Below are 17,939 nucleotides of genomic sequence, written 5' to 3'. Positions count from 1 at the left end.
CCCTTCATGCACGACACCGCAGCTGAACCGTTGGAAGTGGGAGGACTGGTCGTCAACGTCCGCCCAGTACCCGGACGTAAGAGCGTCCGGGTTACGGTGGAACGCGACGCTCGGATCATCGCGGCTGTGCCGCCCGACGCGGACCGCGAGGCCCTCGAAGGGCTGATCCGCACTCGTCTGCCGTGGCTCTACGCCAATGTTCGGGACCGTGAGGTGGACGTGGAGCAGCGCCCGCGCCGCCGGTTCGTCGATGGTGAGGGTTTTTACTACTTGGGACGCAGTTACCGGCTCAAGACCGTCGATGAAGCTCCCCGCCCGGTGGCCCTGGCGGAAGGCAGGCTCAGGTTGCGACGGGGCCACGAGGGCTCAGCCAGCGATGCCTTGGTGGCCTGGTACGCGGAGCGGGGAAGGCAATGGCTTCCTCAGCGTCTGAATCCTTGGGCAGACTGCCTCGAAGCTCCGCCCGCTGACCTAGTCGTCCGCCCCCTTGGTTACCGCTGGGGGTCCTGCTCGGATCGGGGCGCCCTTAACATCCACTGGGCGGTCATGCAGCTTCCCGCCGCACTCGTGGACTATGTGCTGGTACACGAGCTGGCCCACCTTCATGAGCCGAACCATTCACCGAACTTCTGGCGGATGGTGGCCCGAGCTCTTCCCGACTACGAAAATCGTCGGCAGAGGTTGGAGGATTGGGGAGCTGGCGTGTGGTTGCCTAGCGAGGATTCGGGATGTTGAACGAGCAGGTGGGCTCTCTGGGTGGGGCAGAGGTCCGTTGCAAACGATCTTCGAGGTTCCTATAAACCGACGGTGTCACCGCGCCGCCTGGTAGAGAATCGGTCGGTCGGAAGATCACGGTGGAAGGGGTGGTCGTGAACGTGATGCGCTTCGACGCGGAGGTCGGCGAATTCGTCCTCGGCGTCCGGGAGGAGAGCGTCCAGCTCCTTCGGGGCATGGGCACGATCTGCCTGCAGGTCGGGCTGGACGTGAAGGCACCCAGCGCGACGAAGGCCGGCAGGTTCCTGGCTCTCCAGACCGACCTGTACGGGATCGCGAACCCCTACCAGCGGACGCTCGTCGGACGGGGCACGGAAGTGCTCGCGTTCACGCCGGAGACCGGAGTCGAGCGGCCCGTCCTCAAGTTCCTCCTCACCTCGGCCCAACTCCACGCCATCAACGAGGCTCGCGACGGTGACCTCCGGATGGAATTGGAGGTCACCGGCACGCTTCCGCAGGCCCCTGGCTACCCCGGTAGCACGACGGAGGTCCTGCACTTCAGCGTGGCAAAGAGCCGCTGGATCGAACAGCCGGTCCGGGCCGATCCTCGGCCCCCTGTTCATCGAGGAGCGGCAGACGATAGACCGTCTCGCCACCGGGCCCGACCCGTCCCTCGACGACGGCGAGCTCACCCGAGGCGAGCAGGGCGTCGACCGCCTGCCGGACAGTGGAGCGGGCGGCGCGGGTCCGCTGCTTGAGCGCGGCCGTACCGGCGTAGGCGACGCCGTCGGCGCCGACGCGGTCAGCTATCGCGAGCAGGACCAGACGAGCGGCGCCTCGGGCGCGGGACCGGGTCCATACCCAATCCGTCGCGGCGAGGCTCAAGGGACGGTCTCCTTACGGGATTTGGTTCGCCGGGGGGTTCGGGTCGCCCGGCGAGGGCGGAGGGTGTGTGGAGCGGGCAGCGGTTGCCGACGATGTAGCGGCGGGTTCCGATCGTGCGGCAGTAGGCGCCGGCGGCTCCGTCCCAGAAATCGCAGATCATGCGGCGATCCCCCGGTCGTCGAGCCGGTCGAGCAGCAGATCGAGACCGCCGTACCTCGAGCACAGACTGCCGATCCGGGGACCGGCCGCCGTCACTTCTTGGCACCCACGTACCGGGCGTAGACCCGGTGCTCGACGCGCCCCTGCTCGACCACCGAGCGGGCGACGGCCTCGAACTCGCCGGCGGGGTAGGCGGACAGCCGACCACTTCGGATCGCCTGCGCGGCAGACGACGCCCGGGTGATCGAGGCGGGCCGCTGCACGATTCCCCACTCGCCCGGATGCTCGGCGAGCTCCATCGCGATCAACGCGTGCTTGGTGTTCCGGCTACGCGGCGGCGCCCCCACAAACTCAACGCTCACAAGATCCCCCATGTGTTGCTGAACACGAACAGCGACCGCTAACGGGCAGCTGATATGAGCTGTTCGTCCGTTTCTGTTCTTGAACAAGAGCAACGTAGGCGGGGTAGAATCAGCACGTCAACGCAGTTCCAGACTGGGCAGTTCGGGGCAATAGCTGCTTAGATGAGCCTGTTCGCGTTCTGCGACAAGAACGGAGATGAGAACCCGTGTCCCCCACAGGCGGCGAAAGCCTGACGCCCTTCACCGACATGGTTCGCGAGGTGCTCGCGATCAAGGGCGCGACCCTGCGAAGCGTGGCCGAGCGGGCAGTCGACCCCGAAACGGGTAAGAAACTCCAGCACACGACCCTCCATAAGATCGCCAACGGTGAGAGCTATCGGCGCGACAGGTGGATCGTCGGTGCCGTCGCGGCGGCGACCGGCCGAGCGCTCTCTGAGGTGCGCCGCGCGGCGGCCGCCGAGTGGGTCGGTCTGACCGCCGACGACATCCTCGGGATGTCCACCCCCGAGGTGTCGGTCGTGGTGGCGTACAAGCCCGGAACACGTCCCGAGGAACTGACGTTGGTTAAAGAAGCCCTCAAGAACCTTGATCTTGAAGACGCAACCATCCGAGTGGTTGGGGAGTCGAATCAGGAGCCGTAAGCGCGTGACCTGCGGCGATATGGGAGCTGATGTGGAGCGGGCTTTGACTCGGGCATATGTTCGAATCGGGGCACCCGGCCATGCCGCGAGGGGGGCATCTTGTACCGCGTCCGCCGTACCCGACTCGACGACAAAGCACCCGCAGCAGGTCGCGCCACTGCCAAGAGACGCGACATCCTGCTCGACGACCGGCACATCACCGATACCGGCGCCATAGCCCTTGAGGCTGTCCTGAACGCCTTGCCCCCCACCGCCGGCGAGCAGGACCGAGGCACCGAGAGCGGCGAGCCCAAGTCCTGAGTGAGTGACCGGGCATAGCGAAGAGGCCGCACGGCACAAGCCGTGCGGCCCCCGTTCGCGTGTTCCATGGCCTCGCATCGGCCGCCCTCGCGCGCCGCTTCGAATCCTCCCGGCGACGGCGAATGCACCGGTCGGGTGCGGTCATCGTGTGGCCACCGTGTGGCCGGACGGCTCTGAACCAGTCGGTACCGGCTGACACTCGAACGTGCAGTGAAGCTCTCTGACCTGCATGTTCTGTCACTAGCCGGTACCGACTGGAACCCTCCATCATGAATGATCTTGAGCTTGTAGTGCGTAGGTCTCGGGTTCGAATCCCGAAGGCGGCTCAGTTTGAAGGCCGGGTCGGACAGTGTCCGACCCGGCCTTTGCGTTGCCCGGGCGCGGCGGGGGTCAGGGGGCCCGGCGGCCGGGGCTGCGGGATGTGGCGGCGAGGTGGGGGAGGTGGACGCCGTCCACGATCGCGGGGGCCGTGCCGTCGGGGGAGGTGCAGGCGAGGGCGCGGGTGACGGATGCGGCGAGGGTGGCGGCGGCGTCGGTGTCCAGGGCTTCGAGGAGCGCGTCCGGGGCGTGTTCCAGGAGGGACATGCCGAAGGACCAGTTCGCCGAGGTGACGTCGTAGAACCTGCGCAGGGCGACCGCGGGCGCGCGTGCCAGGAGGACGGGGAAGAGGCGGGCCACGGCGTCGCCGGGGATCCAGTGCTCGCCCGGCCAGGCGAGGGTGCAGCGTTCGGCCTCGTGCAGCAGGGCGACCGGGTCCAGTAGGTCGCCGAGGGCGGGGGAGACGGCCAGGGCGGTCAGCGCGTCCACGCCGAGCGCCGAGCCGTCGCGGGCTCGCGCGATGACCTCCGCGGCCAGCTCGCGCAGTTCGGCCCGGTTCTCGGGCCGGGCCTGTGCGCCGAAGGCGAGCAGTTCGGCGGCAGCGGGCAGGGTGCCGCTCTCCAGCAGCCCGCGCAGACGCCGGGTGAACGAGGGGCTGAGGGCCGCGTCCGGGGCGGGGGTGACGAGGTCGACGGCCGCCGCGTAGATGGGGTCGTCGATGCGTGCCGCCGGCGCGCGGAAGGTGTGTCCGGGCGTCTCGCGGGCGACCCGGTGCTCGTGGTGCACGGCCGCGGCCACCGCGCTCTTGGCCGTCTCGTCCTCCTGGTCCGGGACGCGGACCAGGTTCTCCCGGTGCATCTCCCCGAAGGTGGGGTGGGGGCGCTTGCGGGCGATGGCGTCGGCCGCGAACACCTCGGACGCCCAGGCGAGCATGGACTGCAGATGCGCGTGGGACAGGAAGGACAGTCCGTCCACCCCGGCCAGGTCGTCCTTCCGGCAGCCCAGCGCGCGGACCGCCAGTTCGAAGCGGACCCGCAGGTCGGGGCGTGCGTAGGCCCATGCCTTGTGGTCGTCGTCGGTGGAGCGGAAGGTCCACCGGTGGCGCGGCAGCTCGCCGAGCGCGCGGTCGATCTCCCGGGAGAAGGCCTCCGCCTCCGGGCCGTGCCGGGAGTCGCTGCCGACGGCGCCGTGCGCCGTCCGGTGCAGTTCCGCGAAGCCGATGGCCCGTTCGCCGGGGTCGGTGACCGCGCGCATCAGGGCGCCCGCACGGTCGAGGTCCCGGTGTGCCAGCCGGGCCGCGAGGCGGCGTATCACCCGGGCCGCGTTGCTGGACGGGTCCAGTTCCACGGCCCGGACCACGTCCGCGGGTTCGCGGAAGAAGTGTCCCCGCGCGCGGGCGGCCCAGTGGTGGCTGAGGTTGAACATCCGTTGCACCGCGGTGATGTTCACCCCCTCCAGGTGGGTCCTGGGGGGCGGGACGCTCGACTCGGGCGTCGCGCTCGTGAAGCCGGTGCCGGCGCCGCCGCCACCCAGGAGCGGAGCGGGTTGCCCGACGTCCCGCAGCACCTCGTCCAGGAGCGCGCCGGCCCGGGGCAACTCCCCCCGGTCGGCGTGGAGGTGGGCGATGTCGGTGAGCACCGCGTACCGCTCCCGGTCGCCCCGGGAGATCTCCCCTGCCATCCGCGCGGCCCGGACGAGGTCGTACTCGCTCATGCGCTTCACGGCCGCGCTCTGGTCGGACACCCGCTGCCGCGCGCTCCACTCGTAGCCCGCCGGATCGGCCGGCGGGTCGGGGATCCCGGCGAAGACGCTCTCGACGAGCCGTACCGCCTCCGCCTCGTCCGACGTCCCGAGTGCCCGGGCGGTGGAGAGCCGTGCCCAGGGGCTGGTGCTCCAGTCGAGGTAGCGGCCGGCGAGGGTCCGCGCCCGTTCGGGGGATCCCCAGCGGGTCCAGAGCGCAGCGCCGTCGAGGAGGGCGCGGTCCCAGTAGCCGTCGACGGTGACCGTGTCCAGACGGTCCAGCAGGTGGCGGGCGGTGGCCGGGTCGACGTCCGCCAGCACGGCGGCCGCGGGCACCAGATGGGCGGAGAGGTCGCGCTCCTCGTCCACCGCGGCGAGCTGGGCGCGGACCTCAGTGAGGAACCGGTGGCCGGTGCCGGGGTCGTGCGCCGCCCAGGCGGCCGCCAGTCTCGCCAGGGCGGCCAGGCGGACCGCGGGCCCGACGGTGTCCAGGGACCGTTCGGCGGCCCACAGCAGTTCGGGGGCCTGGCGGGCGCCGGCGCGGGCCGCCAGGTCCAGGTAGTCCGTCCAGCGGTCGCCGCGGATCCGGCCGACGAGGACCCGGGCGCGGTCGACGTCCGGTTCGGCGAGGGCGGCGGCGCGGTACACCGGGTCGGGTTCCCGCCCGGCTCGGGAGTCCGGGCCGGGCGGCTCCTGGCCGTGCCGCCACAGCCGCAGGGCGCGCTCCAGGTCGTGCGGTGCGAGCAGCGTCGCGGCCGTCCGTGTCGCCCCCTGGGCGTAGGCCGCTCCCCGGTCGTGGTCGGTGCCGTGCCGCGGGACGGCCAGCGCGGATTCGACCAGCAGGTCCAGCAGATCCTCGCGCGACGCCTCCCCGGGGCCGGGACGCGCGTACCGGAGGATCTCCTCCATCACCGCGAAGTGCTGCCGTGAGGGCTTCAGTCCGGCCGCGTACTCCAGGGCCTCGGTGAGGCGGTCCAGCCGGGCGAGCAGCCCGATCGTGCGGGCCGGCAGGGCGTCGACGGACTGCGCGGTCCGGCGGCGCACGACGGCGAGGTAGGTCAGCGCGGGCAGGCCGGTGGCGAGGGGCGCTCCGGCGGCCACATGGTGGGCGACGACGTCGACGAGCTCCAGGAACCGGCCGTCGGCGCCGAACTCGGCCCTGACGGCGGCGCGCAGGCCGGGGCAGACCAGGCCGGTGGCGTCGTCGTAGCTGCCGGGTCCGGCCTTCAGCAGGTGGGCGACGAGGTGGGCCAGGCCGTAGCGGTCCACCTGCGTCCAGTCGACGTCCGCCCACTGCGGTGCGGTCCCCCGGTAGTGCCGCACGATCCGTTCGTGCCAGCGGGTCTCGTCGACCCAGCACTCGGGGTGCCGCTCGCGGGACTCCGCGCCCGCGAGGAACTCGCCGATCGAGGTGTGGAAGAAGGCGACGCGGCCGTCCCGGCGGTCCAGCAGCCAGCGCAGGCCCTCCAGGACGCTCCGCCCGGGTTCCTCGCGTATCCGGGTGCCGGACAGCCGGGCGAGCTGGTCCTCCGTCAGCGGTTCCCGGGCCACCGTCAGCACGCCGATGACCGGGAGCCCCGCGCCCGCCCAGCCGTCTGTCCCGGCGGGTCTGCCGCGCTGCCACGGGGTGAGCTGGTCGCGGGCGAGCTCCACGAAGAACCCGTACAGGCCGGTGAGGCTGCCGGGGACGCCGCCGAAGACGAGCAGCCTGTCGACGAGTTCGCCGTCCTGACGGGCGACGGCGTCGGTCAGGGCCCGTGCCCAGGTCGCGAGGTACAAGAAGTTCCCGGCGGCCTTGCGGACCGCGTACCGCTTCGCGCTGCCGGGCAGATGGCCCCTGGCCCGCTCCATGCCGATGACGGCGTCCGTCTCCAGGACGCGGTCCGCGTAGGCGCGCAGGTCGGCCGTGACCTGGGGCGAGCCCGCGTCGATGACGACCTCGGCGAGCCGTTCCTCGCGGGCCGCCCGGAACAGCCGGAGCCCGGCGTGCGGCCGGGACGTCATGACCACGCGGACGTTGGCGGGCAGTTCGGGGCCCCGGGCCAGCCAGTGCAGCAGGCCCTTGCGGGGGTCGGTCATGGCGTCGTCGGCCATCTCGTCCAGCGCGTCGAGCAGCAGCACGATCCTCGCCCCGGGGTCCTGCGCCGCCAGCACCTCCGCGGGCCCGATCAGCGCCAGTTGGGCCAGGTTGTCCGGGTCGAGCAGCCGGGGTTCCAGCTCGGCCGTGCCGATCTCGACGCCGTGGACGGTGCCGGCGACGTCGCCGATGTCCTGTTCGAGTTCCACGGAGGCGGTGCGCCGGAACGGCGAGACACGGAGGTCCTCGATCCGGATGCCGACCACACGGCCCTCGGCCGCGACGGAGTCGATGTGCTGTCTGATCACCACGGTGAGGCGTTCCGGCTCGAACAGGTCCGGTCGCACGCGGGCGAGCTGGTGCCCGACGGACAGCAGGAAGGACTGGACGTCGCCGCCGGTGAGGGCGGTGCGGCTGTCGCGCCGGGCGAAGTAGCGCAGCCGGTCGGGGCGGGCCCGCGCCATGCCGGCGAGCAGGCTGGTCTTTCCCGTGCCCGGTTCGCCCGTCACCAGCACGTACTGCCCGGCCTCCGGCGCCATCGCGCGCTCGATCTCGTCGTACAGCCACCGGCGTTCGACGAAGTCCGCCTCCGTCCGGGCCCGGACCACGTCGTCGAAGGCGTGGCCGGTGCGGCCCCCGGCGGTCACTCCGCGTCCCCGCCGGAGCGGAGGTCCAGCCCGACGAGGGTTCCGCCGGGCGCCACGCGGCCGACCTCGGCGTCAGCCTCGACGGTGCCTTCGAGCCGGTCGGCGCGGATCACGGTGGCGTCCCCCGCCACTTCGTCCGCCCTCACACGGATACGGGTCACGGGCGCGCCGCCGGTGGGTTCGGGGCCGGTGGGGGGCTGCGGCCGGACCTGGCGCGGTTCCTCGGCCGCCGGCCGGTCCGGCACGGGTGCCGGCTGCCCCGCCCGGGAGCCGGGGACCCAGATCCAGGCGTCGCCCCGGTACTCCTTCTGCTCGACCCGCACCTGCCGGAACGCCTCCGCCGGGACGGTGGTGTACTCGGCCCCCACGGTGTCGTGGAAGACGGGCGCCGACACGGCGACGGCCAGGCAGGCGTCCGGTGCCGCCGCCAGGGCCTCGCGCAGGGGCGCGGAGTCGAGGATGCGGTGGATCTCGACCGGGGCCCGGTCGGCGAAGCCGTTGGGTCCGGGCGACGCGGGACCGAAGTGGACGGCCGCCCGGAGTCTGAGCCGGGCATGCGGCACCCGGTTGCGGTTGAAGGCCCGCAGTCCGGCGTCCAGGGCGCGCATGAAGGTGTCGACGAGGGCGGGCTCGTCCGTTCCTTCGGGCAGCACGGCGAAGACGGAGTCCCCGGCCCGCTGTGTCTCCCAGCGGTCGCGGTCGAGCCCGGCCGTACCGGCCGCCGCGTCCAGCAGCCGTGCCAGGCCCGCCTGGAACTCCCGCTGGGTGACCGCGTCCGAGCGCCCGTACCCCTGCGCGTCGACCGCCAGCAGCAGCCGGCGCCGGAAGACTCCCGGGCCGCCGCGTCCCTCTGTGCCGTTCGCTGTCATGACACCTCTCGATGCACGTACATGAGGGGAGGGCGCGCTCCGGCGCCCAACGTCCCGAACAGGGGGCGTACTTGCCCACCGTAGACCGGTGCCTTCTCCCCTCGTGCGGCGCCGGTGGTGCAGTCGTACACCGGAGCCGGGGCGAGGACCCCGTACAAGTACGGGATTCCGGTGCCGGGACGGCGCGGGAGGCGGCGGGACGGTGTGGGCAGGCGGTGCGGCGGCGGGGTGGCGGTGACCGGGGGCGCGGAACCCGTGGAAGTGACTGGTTCGGTCCGGGCGGACGGTCCCTACTGGACGGGACGCACCGTCGAGGACCCGAGGAGATCGTCATGGAACCGGCCGGGCACGCAGTCGGCAACCGCCCCGCGCAGTACATGTTCGCCGCACTGCACGCGACCCATCAGCAGGCGGACGCGAAGGCCGGCATCCTGGCGGCCGCCCAGGCGGCGCTGGCCGGGACGGCGGGGGCCTGGACCCGGCAGGCCGTACTCCTCTGGGACCGGGGCGGCGCGTCCGGAGCGTTCGCCGGGGTGCTGCTGGCGCTGTTCGTCTGCGGGCTGGCCGGCGGGGTGGTGAGCCTGGCCGCCGCGCTGAGCCCGCGGCTGCTGCGGGACGGCGGGGTGAACCGCTACAGCTTCGTCCACCTGGCGTCGGGGCCCGACATCCTGCCCGCCGAGGACGCGCCGGGGGCGGCTTCGCGCGGCGCCTCGGGCGGGGGCGCTGCGGCGGGGGGTGCGTCCGGTGGCGGGGGTGCGGGCGGTGCGGCGGGGGGTGCGTCCGGCGGCGGGGGTGCGGCGGACGTGTCCGGGGACGAGGCCGCGGAGCGACGCGAACTGTCGCTCACCGTGCGCTTTCTCGCCCACGTCGCGGTGCGCAAGTACCGCTGTCTGACGGTGGCGGTGGCCTGCACGGCCGCCATGGGCGTGAGCGCGGGGCTGGGAGTGGTCCTGCTGCCCGGGGCGGCCTGACACCGCCCGGGGTCACGGCGGTTCCGGGGTCAGCTCCGCGAGCCGCCGGAGCCGGGGGAGGTCCAGGATGACGGTGGAGCGGTAGCCGGTCTCCAGCAGGCCCTCCTCGCGCAGTTCGCGCAGGACCTTGTGGACGGTCGTCTCGGCGACGCCGGCCAGCGCGGCCAGCTCCGGCTGCGTCAGCCGGCAGCCGATCACCGTGCCGCCGGGCCCGGACGACCCGTAGGAGGCGGCGAGTTCGACCAGCAGCCGGGCCAGCCGGACCTTCGCCGGATACCCGCGGAAGTCCAGCCGCCGCCGGTTGGCCCAGCGCAGCCGGTCGGCGACGATGCCGGCCAGCGCCACGGAGACCTCGGGCACCGTCAGGAGCAGTCCGCGCAGCGCGGCGCTCGGCAGCACCCGGGCGAGCAGCGGACCGCAGGCGGTGACCGTCGCGGAACGCGGGGCGCCGGTCATGGCGGCCATCTCGCCCACCGGGTCCCCTGCGGCCCTGACGGCGAGCAGCGAGCTCTCGCCGTTCTCCACCGTCGCGGTGACCTTGGCGAAGCCCGACAGCAGCAGCAGGACGTGCTCGTCGTCCATGCCCTCCCTGAGCATCACGGCACCCGCCTCGAACCGCTTCCGGGCCCCCAGGCCGAGCAGTTCCCGCCGGGCCGGGACCGACAGCAGTCCCAGCAGACTGCGCGCGGGCCACTCGGCCGACGCGGCCGACTCGTCCATGTGAACCCCCGTCCGTCGGCGCGACCGGACGCCATCGTGCCGGTTGCCGGGGACGTGGTGCCACTGCCGGCCGCCGGAAACCGTGCTCCCGGCGGCCGGTCCCGGGTGCCGCACCCCAGGGCGCCGGGCGATGTCGCGTGGCACTGGGGTGGTGCCATGTGGTGCCACCTGTGGCGTCGCGTGCTGCTGGAGGTGGCGCGATGCCACGGTGGCGCCTCGGGTGGCGTCGCCGTTCTTGCAGGTGAGCGGCTTGCGGGCGGGTCTCCCGTCCTGGCCGGTGCCGTGGGGCTTGCGCGTGGTGCCACTGTGGTGCCATGATGGCGTCATGGACCTCACCCCGTATGTCGACACCCTCCGCCGCGAACTCGCGGTGGCCGCCGAGGCCGGCGGCGAGGAAGCGCGCGAGCTGGCCGAAAGGCTCACCGCGCCCCTGGAGTCGGCGACGCGACTGACCCTGCTCAACGTGCTCTCGGCCGCGATGGACGAGATCACCCGCGAACTCGCCCCCGGCTCGGTCGATGTACGGCTGCGCGGTCTCGACCCCGACTTCGTGGTGACGCCGCCGCCCGTCGAGGCGAACGCCGCTCCGGTGGAGCAGGCCCCGCCCGTGGAGCCGGTGAAGGCCGGGGCTCCGGCCGACGGCGACGAGGGGGGCACCGCCCGCGTCAATCTGCGGCTGCCGGCCCACCTGAAGACCCGGGCCGAGGAGGCCGCGAGCCGTGAAGGGCTGTCGGTCAACGCCTGGCTGGTGCGCGCCGTGTCGGCCGCGGTCGACGGCGGCGCCCGGCCGCCCGCCACGGAGCGGGCCCGGACCATCGGGCAGGGCTACACCGGCTGGGTGCGCTAGGCCGTGTCTGACAAATCCCGCCTGGCGCGCGACGCCCGGCACGCACACTCGCCGCGTTGTCGGAGTCATCCGAGTACGCCCAGTACGAGGATGATCCTCCGCCTTGCGATTGCACGCACCGGACGCCGCGCGCCCCGCCCTGCGGGCGGACGGCGCCATTTGTCAGACAAGGCCTAGCGACGCAGCCCGGCAGCGCCACCGGCCGGGTGCGCCGACAGTGCTCCCGGCCCGCGCCGCAGTCCGTGCGGCACCGCACCGCTTCCATCCACATCGCGTCCCACCTGCGGGGACGATCCGAAGACCCACGAGGACGGGACAGCCATGCCTTCTTTCGACACTCCCGCACCGATCTCGGCCACCGCGCACGTGGAGGCCGGCTCCATCCGCTTCTCCGCCGGCGAGCGCCCCGACACGGTCGTCGAGGTCCTGCCCCGCGACCCCGAGCGGGACCAGGACGTACGGGCGGCCGACCAGGCCGAAGTCACCTTCGCCGGCGGGGTCCTGACCGTCCGGACGCCCAAGCAGCGCTACCTCGTCGGGCGCACCGGCACCGTCGACGTGGCGGTCGAACTGCCCACCGGCTCGGACGTCGCGGTGACGGGGGCGTGGGCGCAGGTGCTCGGTGAGGGGCGGCTCGGCGAGGTCCGGGTGAAGACCTCGTCCGGTGACGTGCGCCTCGACGCGACCGGGCCGCTCCATCTGACCGCGTCCCACGGTTCGATCACCGTCGACCGGGTCGAGGGCGCGGCCGAGATCACCACCAGCTCCGGCAGTCTGCGCGTCGGCGTGCTCGACGGTCCCGCCGTCCTGAAGAACTCGCACGGCAGCACCACCGTCGGCGCCGTGACGGGCGACCTGCGGGTGCGCGGGGCCAACGGGGACATCGACATCGCGCGCGCCGAGGCGTCGGTCGAGGCCACCACCGCCCACGGCACCCTGCGCGTCGCCGAAGTGGCCTCAGGGAAGGTCCAGTTGGAGACCAGCTTCGGCGCCATCGAGGTCGGCATCCGCGAGGGCGTCGCCGCCTGGCTCGACGTCAGCTCCGGCCGCGGCCAGGTGCGCAACACGCTCACCGCTTCCGGGGCTCCGGAGGAGTCCGAGGGCACCGTCGAGGTCCGCGCCAGGACCCGCTTCGGCAACATCGACGTACGCCGCGCCCGCGCCTGACCGCCGGGGCCCTCGCCCCGCGGCCCCCACGCGCCCGGGCCAGGCCCCCGGGCACCGCACCGCACCGCTGCACACGCCCCGGCGCGGCACGGCAGGGTGCCTGATTCCCGGCGCCGTACCGCAACCTTGCACGCGCCCGGCCGCCGGGCGCGGTACCGCACCGCTTCACGCGCCCGGCCGCCGGGCGCGGTACCGCACCGCTTCACGCGCCCGGCCGCCGGGCGCGGTACCGCACCGCTTCACGCGCCCCGGCGCGGCACCGCGGCGCGCCTGATCCCCGGGCGCGCGGCAGCGCGACACCTCACATCCGCTTCGGCCTCGAAAGGGAGGCTTCCATGGCTTCTTCTGTCATGTCCACAACCATCGATGCGCCGGCTCCCGCCGCCGTCACGGCGACCGGTGTGCGCAAGTCCTACGGGGAGAAGGTGGTGCTGGACGGTGTGGATCTGCGGATTCCGGCGGGGTCGGTGTTCGCGCTGCTGGGTCCGAACGGGGCGGGCAAGACGACGGCGGTGAAGATCCTGTCGACGCTGGTGGGCGCCGACGCGGGGGAGATCCGCGTCGGCGGCCACGATCTGGCGGCGGATCCGCAGGCGGTGCGTGCCGTGATCGGTGTGACGGGGCAGTTCTCGGCCGTCGACGGGCTGATCACGGGGGAGGAGAACATGCTCCTGATGGCGGACCTCCACCATCTGCCGAAGGCGGAGGGGCGGCGGGTGGTCGCCGAGCTGCTGGAGCGGTTCGATCTGACCGCGGCGGCGGGCAGGCCGGCCTCGACGTACTCGGGCGGCATGAAGCGGCGGCTGGACATCGCGATGACGCTGGTGGGCGGGCCGCGGATCATCTTCCTCGACGAGCCGACGACCGGGCTCGACCCGCGCTCGCGGCACACCATGTGGAAGATCATCCGCGAGCTGGTGACGGGCGGGGTCACGGTCTTCCTGACGACGCAGTACCTGGAGGAGGCCGACGAGCTCGCGGACCGGATCGCGGTCCTGAACGACGGGCGGATCGCGGCCCAGGGCACCGCGGAGGAGCTGAAGCGGCTCGTCCCCGGCGGCCACGTCCGGCTGCGGTTCGCCGACCCGGACGCCTACCGCGCCGCGGCCGCCGCGCTGGGCGAGGCCACCCGGGACGACGAGGCGCTCGCCCTGCAGATCCCCAGCGACGGCACCCAGCGCGAACTGCGCTCCATCCTCGACTGGCTGGACTCCACCGGCGTCGAGGCCGACGAACTGACCGTGCACACCCCCGATCTCGACGACGTCTTCTTCGCCCTCACCGCCACCACCGACAGCACCCCGACCGAGGAGAACGCCCGATGAGCTCCCTGTCCCTCGCCGTGCGCGACTCGTCCACGATGCTGCGCCGCAATCTGCTGCACGCCCGCCGCTATCCGTCGCTGACGCTGAACCTGCTGCTGACGCCGGTCATGCTGCTGCTGTTGTTCGTGTTCGTCTTCGGGGACGCGATGAGTGCGGGGCTGGAGGGCGGCGGCGGCCGGTCGGCCTACATCGCCTACATCGTTCCCGGGATCCTGATGATGACGATCGGGTCGACCGTGGTGGGGACCGCGGTGTCGGTCGCCAACGACATGAACGAGGGCATCATCGCCCGGTTCCGCACCATGGCGATCCACCGCGGGTCCGTGCTCTTCGGCCATGTCGCTGGCAGCGTGATGCAGTCGGTCGCCAGCGTGGTCCTGGTCGGCGGGGTCGGGGCGGCGATCGGGTTCCGTTCGACGGGCGCGACGGTGCTGGAATGGCTGGCGGCGTTCGGGCTGATGGCGCTGGTGGCCCTGGCGTTCACCTGGATCGCGGTCGGGATGGGGCTGGTCAGCCCGAACGTCGAGGCGGCGTCCAACAACGCGCTGCCGCTGGTCGTCCTGCCGCTGATCTCCAGCGCCTTCGTCCCCCTGAGCTCCATGCCCGGCTGGTTCCAGCCCGTCGCCGAGTACCAGCCCTTCACCCCGGCCATCGAGACCCTGCGCGGCCTGCTCCTCGGCACGGAGATCGGCGCCAACGGCTGGATCGCCGTCGCCTGGTGCCTCGGCCTGACCGTCCTCGGCTACCGCTGGTCCAAGGCCCGCTTCGACCGCGACCCCCGGTAGGTCGGCACGGCCCGCCACGGCGTACCCGGCTCCACGGGTGCGCCGTGCCGCCGTTCCACAGGGGGCGCACAGTGCGGGTGCCTACGCTGCTCGGGTGAACGACACAGACAGCTGGGGTCCTCCCGGCACGGCGGCTGCCTCGGCGGCGCGGCTGGCGGATCTGCTCGGGGCGGACGCCGTGTGGGCCGCCGGGGACGCGGACGTCGCCGGCGGGGCCGGGGACGCGGACGTCCGCTCGGTGATCATCGTGGAGCCCGGGGACGTGATCCCGCCGTCCGCCGGGGTGCTGGTGCTCGCCGTCGGGGCGCGGGGGCCGGAGGCCCTGGCGGTCGTGGCGGAGGCCGGGCGGGCGGGCGCGGCGGCCGTCGCGGTCCGCGCCGGGGCGGACGGGACGGTGCCCCGGGAGGTGCGGGCCGCCGCCGGGGACGCCGGGGTCGCGCTGCTCGGCATACCGGCCGGCCTGCGCTGGGACCAGGTGGAGGCCGAGGTGCGCGGGGCGCTGGAGGCGCGCACGGGCGCCGCCGAGGCCGGGGGGCGGGGCGACCTCTTCTCGCTGGCGCAGACGGTGGCGACGCTGACCCGGGGCGTGGTCAGCATCGAGGACAGCGCGCACCGGGTCATCGCCTACGCGGGGCCCGTCGACGAGGCCGACGAGGTGCGGATGCGGTCCGTCCTCGGGCGCAGCTGCCCGGAGTCGTACCTGGCGCTGCTGCGGCAGTGGGGCGTCTACCGGCGGGTGCGCGGCGGCGACGACGTGGTGGAGGTCGAGGAGCTGCCGGACATGGCGATCCGCCGGCGGCTGGTCACCGGCATCAACGCCGGGGCCCGGCTGCTGGGCACGATCTGGGTGCAGGAGGGAGCCCGCCCGCTCGCCGGGCGCTCGGGCGAGACCCTGCGCGGCGCGGCCCGCCTGGCCGCCTCCCAGCTCGTCGACCACTACTACCAGGGGGACTCCGCCGCGCGGGTCCCCTCGCGGGCCGATCTCGCGCACGGGCTGCTCACCGGGCGCTTCAACTCGGCCGCCCTCGCCGCCCATCTGGGCATCGCGGCCTCCGCCGAGGCCGCCGTGGTGGCGATCGACCTCCGTGAGGCGCCGGGCGCCGGGGACACCGCGTGGCAGGACGCGCGGCGGGCGGAGGCGGCCGGGATCGTCTCGGTGCACGCGGCGGCGTACCGCAGGAACGCGCTGGTCACGCTGGCCTGCGGGCAGATCTACGCGATGCTGCCGGACCCGCGGGGCAGGGCGTCGGACGAGGCGGCGCTGGTGCGCTGGGCCGGCGACGTCGTCACCGCGCTGCGGCAACACACCCGCACTCCGGTCCAGGCGGTCGTCGCCGGCACGGCCGGGCGGCTGGACGAGATCCCGGCCGTCAAACTGCGCGGCTACCACGGCCTGGAGGTGCTCGCCCGTACGCCGGAGCGCGCCGTCGGGACCCATGGCGGGCTCACGGCGTCGCTGATGCTGCGAGGCGTCCTCGAAGCGCTGGGGGAGCGGCCGGACATCCGGCATCCCGCCGTCGAGGCGCTGGTCGCCCACGACATGGAGCACGGCACCGACGTCGCCCGGTCGCTGCTGCTGTACCTCGACGCGTTCGGCGACGTGGGGCCGGTGGCCAAGCGGCTCAACGTCCATCCCAACACCCTGCGCTACCGCGTCCGCAAGGCCGTCGCCCTGACGGGCCTCGACCTGGACGACCCCGAGCACCGGCTCGCCGCGACGCTCCAGTTGCGGCTCTCGCTGGACGGTCCGGCCGCGGCCGAGCCGCCGTTTCCCACGGGCTGAGACGCGGGGGCCCCGGCTGTCCGGGCCGACAGCGCGGGGGAACGAGGACTGTTCCGGCGGACAACGGGCGGGAGCCGCCCGCCGGTTTACGTTCACACCCCGTTCGCACGACGCGGCGGCCGAGCCCGGCCGCCGCCCTGCGGCGTCCCTCTCCCCAGCTTCCCCCGGAGCAGCCCATGAGCAGCACCCCCGTGCCGCGCGACGCAGGACAGCAGGCGTCCGCGCCCGAGAACCCGCCCGGCGACCTTGCCGAGACGTCCGGCGCGGCACCCGACGGCCCTGCCGGAGCGGCTGCCGGGACACCCGGCCCCGAGGGGGCACCCGACGGCACCGCCGCGACGCCCGGCGGCATGCGCCGGGTGGCGACCGCCAGCTTCATCGGCACCGCCATCGAGTTCTACGACTACTACATCTACGGCACCGCGGCCGCGCTCGTCCTCAACGAGGCGTTCTTCCCCGAGCTCTCCAAGACCGCCGGCACCCTGGCCACGCTCTCCACCTTCGCGGTGGGCTTCGCCGCCCGTCCGCTGGGCGCCGCGATCTTCGGCCACTTCGGCGACAGGGTCGGCCGCAAGGCCGTGCTGGTGACCTCGCTGCTGATGATGGGCCTCTCCACGGCGTGCATCGGGCTGCTCCCCGGCTACGACACGCTGGGCGTCGCCGCGCCGGTCCTGCTGGTGGTGCTCCGGCTGATCCAGGGGCTCGGTCTCGGCGGCGAGTGGGGCGGCGCGGCGCTGCTGGCCGTCGAACACGCGCCGAAGAAGAAGCGCGGACTGTACGCGGCGGCCCCGCAGATGGGCTCGCCCGCCGGCTACTTCGCCGCCACCTGCACCTTCCTGCTGATGTCGTCGGTGCTCAGCGACGAGGCGTTCACGAGCTGGGGCTGGCGGATACCGTTCCTGCTCTCCTTCGTGCTGGTCGCCGTGGGGCTGGTCATCCGGCTGAAGATCTCCGAGACCCCGGCGTTCGCCAAGGTCATGGACAAGCGGGAGACCGCGAAGGCCCCGCTGGTCGAGGCGTTCCGGCTGCACCCCAGGGAGATGCTGCTGGGCGCCGGGATGATCACCGTGGTGTACGTGATGTTCTACACCGCGGCCACCTACTGCATGACGTACACGACGGACACCCTCGGCATCCCGAAGAACCACATGCTCGCCCTGACCCTGGTGGCGGTCGTGGTGCTCGGTCTGTCGACCTTCTTCGTCGCACGGTGGTCCGACCGCGTGGGACGGCGCAGACTGATCATCGCCGGCGCCCTGTTCGGCGTGGTCTGGGGCGCGGTGCTGTTCCCGCTGCTGGACACGGGGAACTACGTGCTGATCGCCGTGGCCCTGAGCGGGGCGCTGCTCTGCATGGGCATCATCTACGGCCCGGCGGGCGCCTACATGCCCGAGCTGTTCAGCACCCGGGTGCGCTACTCGGGCGCCGGCGTCTCGTACAACCTCGGCGGGGTGCTCGGCGGGGCGGCGGCCCCGCTGATCGTGACCGCGCTCGCGGAGAACTACAGCCCGGCGGTGGGCGGTTGGTTCATGAGCTCCATGGCGCTGCTGTCGCTGCTGTGCGTGCTGGCGCTGCCGGAGACCGGCGACCGGGACCTCGACACGGTCTGACGGCCCCACCGGACCCCGG

General features: G+C 73.3%; 14 protein-coding genes. 9 read left to right on the top strand and 5 right to left on the bottom strand.

The window, feature by feature from the left end:
• The first annotated feature begins 6 nt into the window (after positions 1–6).
• Complete coding sequence (locus tag JE024_RS16065) at positions 7–735, top strand: M48 family metallopeptidase (protein WP_205374245.1); 729 nt, start codon at positions 7–9, stop codon at positions 733–735.
• Positions 736–1,272: 537 nt separating this feature from the next.
• On the opposite strand, the gene JE024_RS16060 is transcribed toward JE024_RS16065, so the two are convergent.
• Positions 1,273–1,599 (bottom strand): hypothetical protein, encoded by a 327-nt coding sequence (locus JE024_RS16060; protein ID WP_205374244.1) that lies wholly within the window; start codon positions 1,597–1,599, stop codon positions 1,273–1,275.
• A gap of 251 nt (positions 1,600–1,850) precedes the next feature.
• A complete protein-coding gene (locus tag JE024_RS16055) occupies positions 1,851–2,066 on the bottom strand; it encodes a hypothetical protein (protein ID WP_205374243.1) in 216 nt (71 codons plus the stop codon).
• Between the two features lie 260 nt (positions 2,067–2,326).
• On the opposite strand from JE024_RS16055, the gene JE024_RS16050 reads away from it, so the two are divergent.
• Positions 2,327–2,761, top strand: coding sequence for a hypothetical protein (locus JE024_RS16050; RefSeq protein ID WP_205374242.1), 435 nt, complete (start codon positions 2,327–2,329; stop codon positions 2,759–2,761).
• A 690-nt stretch (positions 2,762–3,451) separates the two neighbouring features.
• Here the strand turns inward: JE024_RS16050 and JE024_RS16045 are convergent.
• Both JE024_RS16045 and JE024_RS16040 read right to left on the bottom strand, forming a co-directional pair.
• Complete coding sequence (locus JE024_RS16045) at positions 3,452–7,843, bottom strand: hypothetical protein (protein ID WP_205374241.1); 4,392 nt, start codon at positions 7,841–7,843, stop codon at positions 3,452–3,454.
• Entirely contained in the window at positions 7,840–8,712 is an 873-nt protein-coding gene (locus JE024_RS16040; protein ID WP_205374240.1) for a hypothetical protein, read from the bottom strand. Before JE024_RS16040 ends, JE024_RS16045 begins: the two co-directional genes overlap by 4 nt.
• 332 nt (positions 8,713–9,044) lie before the next feature.
• Between JE024_RS16040 and JE024_RS16035 the strand changes: the two genes are divergently transcribed.
• Positions 9,045–9,683, top strand: a complete 639-nt coding sequence (locus tag JE024_RS16035) for a Pycsar system effector family protein (protein ID WP_205376774.1) — start codon at positions 9,045–9,047, stop codon at positions 9,681–9,683.
• A gap of 12 nt (positions 9,684–9,695) precedes the next feature.
• Here JE024_RS16035 and JE024_RS16030 read toward each other — a convergent pair whose 3' ends face one another.
• Positions 9,696–10,403: a Crp/Fnr family transcriptional regulator gene (locus tag JE024_RS16030; protein WP_205374239.1), complete on the bottom strand. Its 708-nt coding sequence runs from the start codon at positions 10,401–10,403 to the stop codon at positions 9,696–9,698.
• A gap of 325 nt (positions 10,404–10,728) precedes the next feature.
• Here JE024_RS16030 and JE024_RS16025 point away from each other — a divergent pair, with 325 nt between their 5' ends.
• The 6 genes from JE024_RS16025 (at position 10,729) to JE024_RS16000 (ending at position 17,920) form a co-directional block, all read left to right on the top strand.
• Positions 10,729–11,250 carry a hypothetical protein gene (locus JE024_RS16025; RefSeq protein ID WP_205374238.1) on the top strand — a complete coding sequence of 174 codons (522 nt, stop codon included), beginning with the start codon at positions 10,729–10,731 and terminating at the stop codon, positions 11,248–11,250.
• A gap of 321 nt (positions 11,251–11,571) precedes the next feature.
• Positions 11,572–12,417 carry a DUF4097 family beta strand repeat-containing protein gene (locus JE024_RS16020; RefSeq protein ID WP_205374237.1) on the top strand — a complete coding sequence of 282 codons (846 nt, stop codon included), beginning with the start codon at positions 11,572–11,574 and terminating at the stop codon, positions 12,415–12,417.
• A gap of 335 nt (positions 12,418–12,752) precedes the next feature.
• Positions 12,753–13,742: an ATP-binding cassette domain-containing protein gene (locus JE024_RS16015; protein WP_244882882.1), complete on the top strand. Its 990-nt coding sequence runs from the start codon at positions 12,753–12,755 to the stop codon at positions 13,740–13,742.
• On the top strand, positions 13,739–14,527 hold the full coding sequence (locus JE024_RS16010) for an ABC transporter permease (RefSeq protein WP_205374236.1): 789 nt from the start codon (positions 13,739–13,741) through the stop codon (positions 14,525–14,527). The genes JE024_RS16015 and JE024_RS16010 overlap by 4 nt, the downstream gene beginning before the upstream one ends.
• A gap of 94 nt (positions 14,528–14,621) precedes the next feature.
• Positions 14,622–16,310, top strand: coding sequence for a PucR family transcriptional regulator (locus JE024_RS16005; RefSeq protein ID WP_205374235.1), 1,689 nt, complete (start codon positions 14,622–14,624; stop codon positions 16,308–16,310).
• Between the two features lie 176 nt (positions 16,311–16,486).
• Complete coding sequence (locus tag JE024_RS16000; protein WP_307840700.1) at positions 16,487–17,920, top strand: MFS transporter; 1,434 nt, start codon at positions 16,487–16,489, stop codon at positions 17,918–17,920.
• Positions 17,921–17,939: the final 19 nt, after the last annotated feature.

It is taken from the genome of Streptomyces zhihengii, assembly GCF_016919245.1.
In the GTDB taxonomy this organism is placed as follows: domain Bacteria; phylum Actinomycetota; class Actinomycetes; order Streptomycetales; family Streptomycetaceae; genus Streptomyces; species Streptomyces zhihengii.
This window is presented reverse-complemented; position numbering and strand designations above follow the sequence as displayed.

Bases quoted from the DNA above. Each gene is read 5' to 3' on its own strand.
- JE024_RS16065 (WP_205374245.1), top strand. From the start codon at position 7: ATGCACGACACCGCAGCTGAACCGTTGGAAGTGGGAGGACTGGTCGTC.
- JE024_RS16040 (WP_205374240.1), bottom strand. From the start codon at position 8,712: ATGACAGCGAACGGCACAGAGGGACGCGGCGGCCCGGGAGTCTTCCGG.
- JE024_RS16035 (WP_205376774.1), top strand. From the start codon at position 9,045: ATGGAACCGGCCGGGCACGCAGTCGGCAACCGCCCCGCGCAGTACATG.
- JE024_RS16030 (WP_205374239.1), bottom strand. From the start codon at position 10,403: ATGGACGAGTCGGCCGCGTCGGCCGAGTGGCCCGCGCGCAGTCTGCTG.
- JE024_RS16025 (WP_205374238.1), top strand. From the start codon at position 10,729: ATGGACCTCACCCCGTATGTCGACACCCTCCGCCGCGAACTCGCGGTG.
- JE024_RS16020 (WP_205374237.1), top strand. From the start codon at position 11,572: ATGCCTTCTTTCGACACTCCCGCACCGATCTCGGCCACCGCGCACGTG.
- JE024_RS16015 (WP_244882882.1), top strand. From the start codon at position 12,753: ATGGCTTCTTCTGTCATGTCCACAACCATCGATGCGCCGGCTCCCGCC.
- JE024_RS16010 (WP_205374236.1), top strand. From the start codon at position 13,739: ATGAGCTCCCTGTCCCTCGCCGTGCGCGACTCGTCCACGATGCTGCGC.
- JE024_RS16000 (WP_307840700.1), top strand. From the start codon at position 16,487: ATGAGCAGCACCCCCGTGCCGCGCGACGCAGGACAGCAGGCGTCCGCG.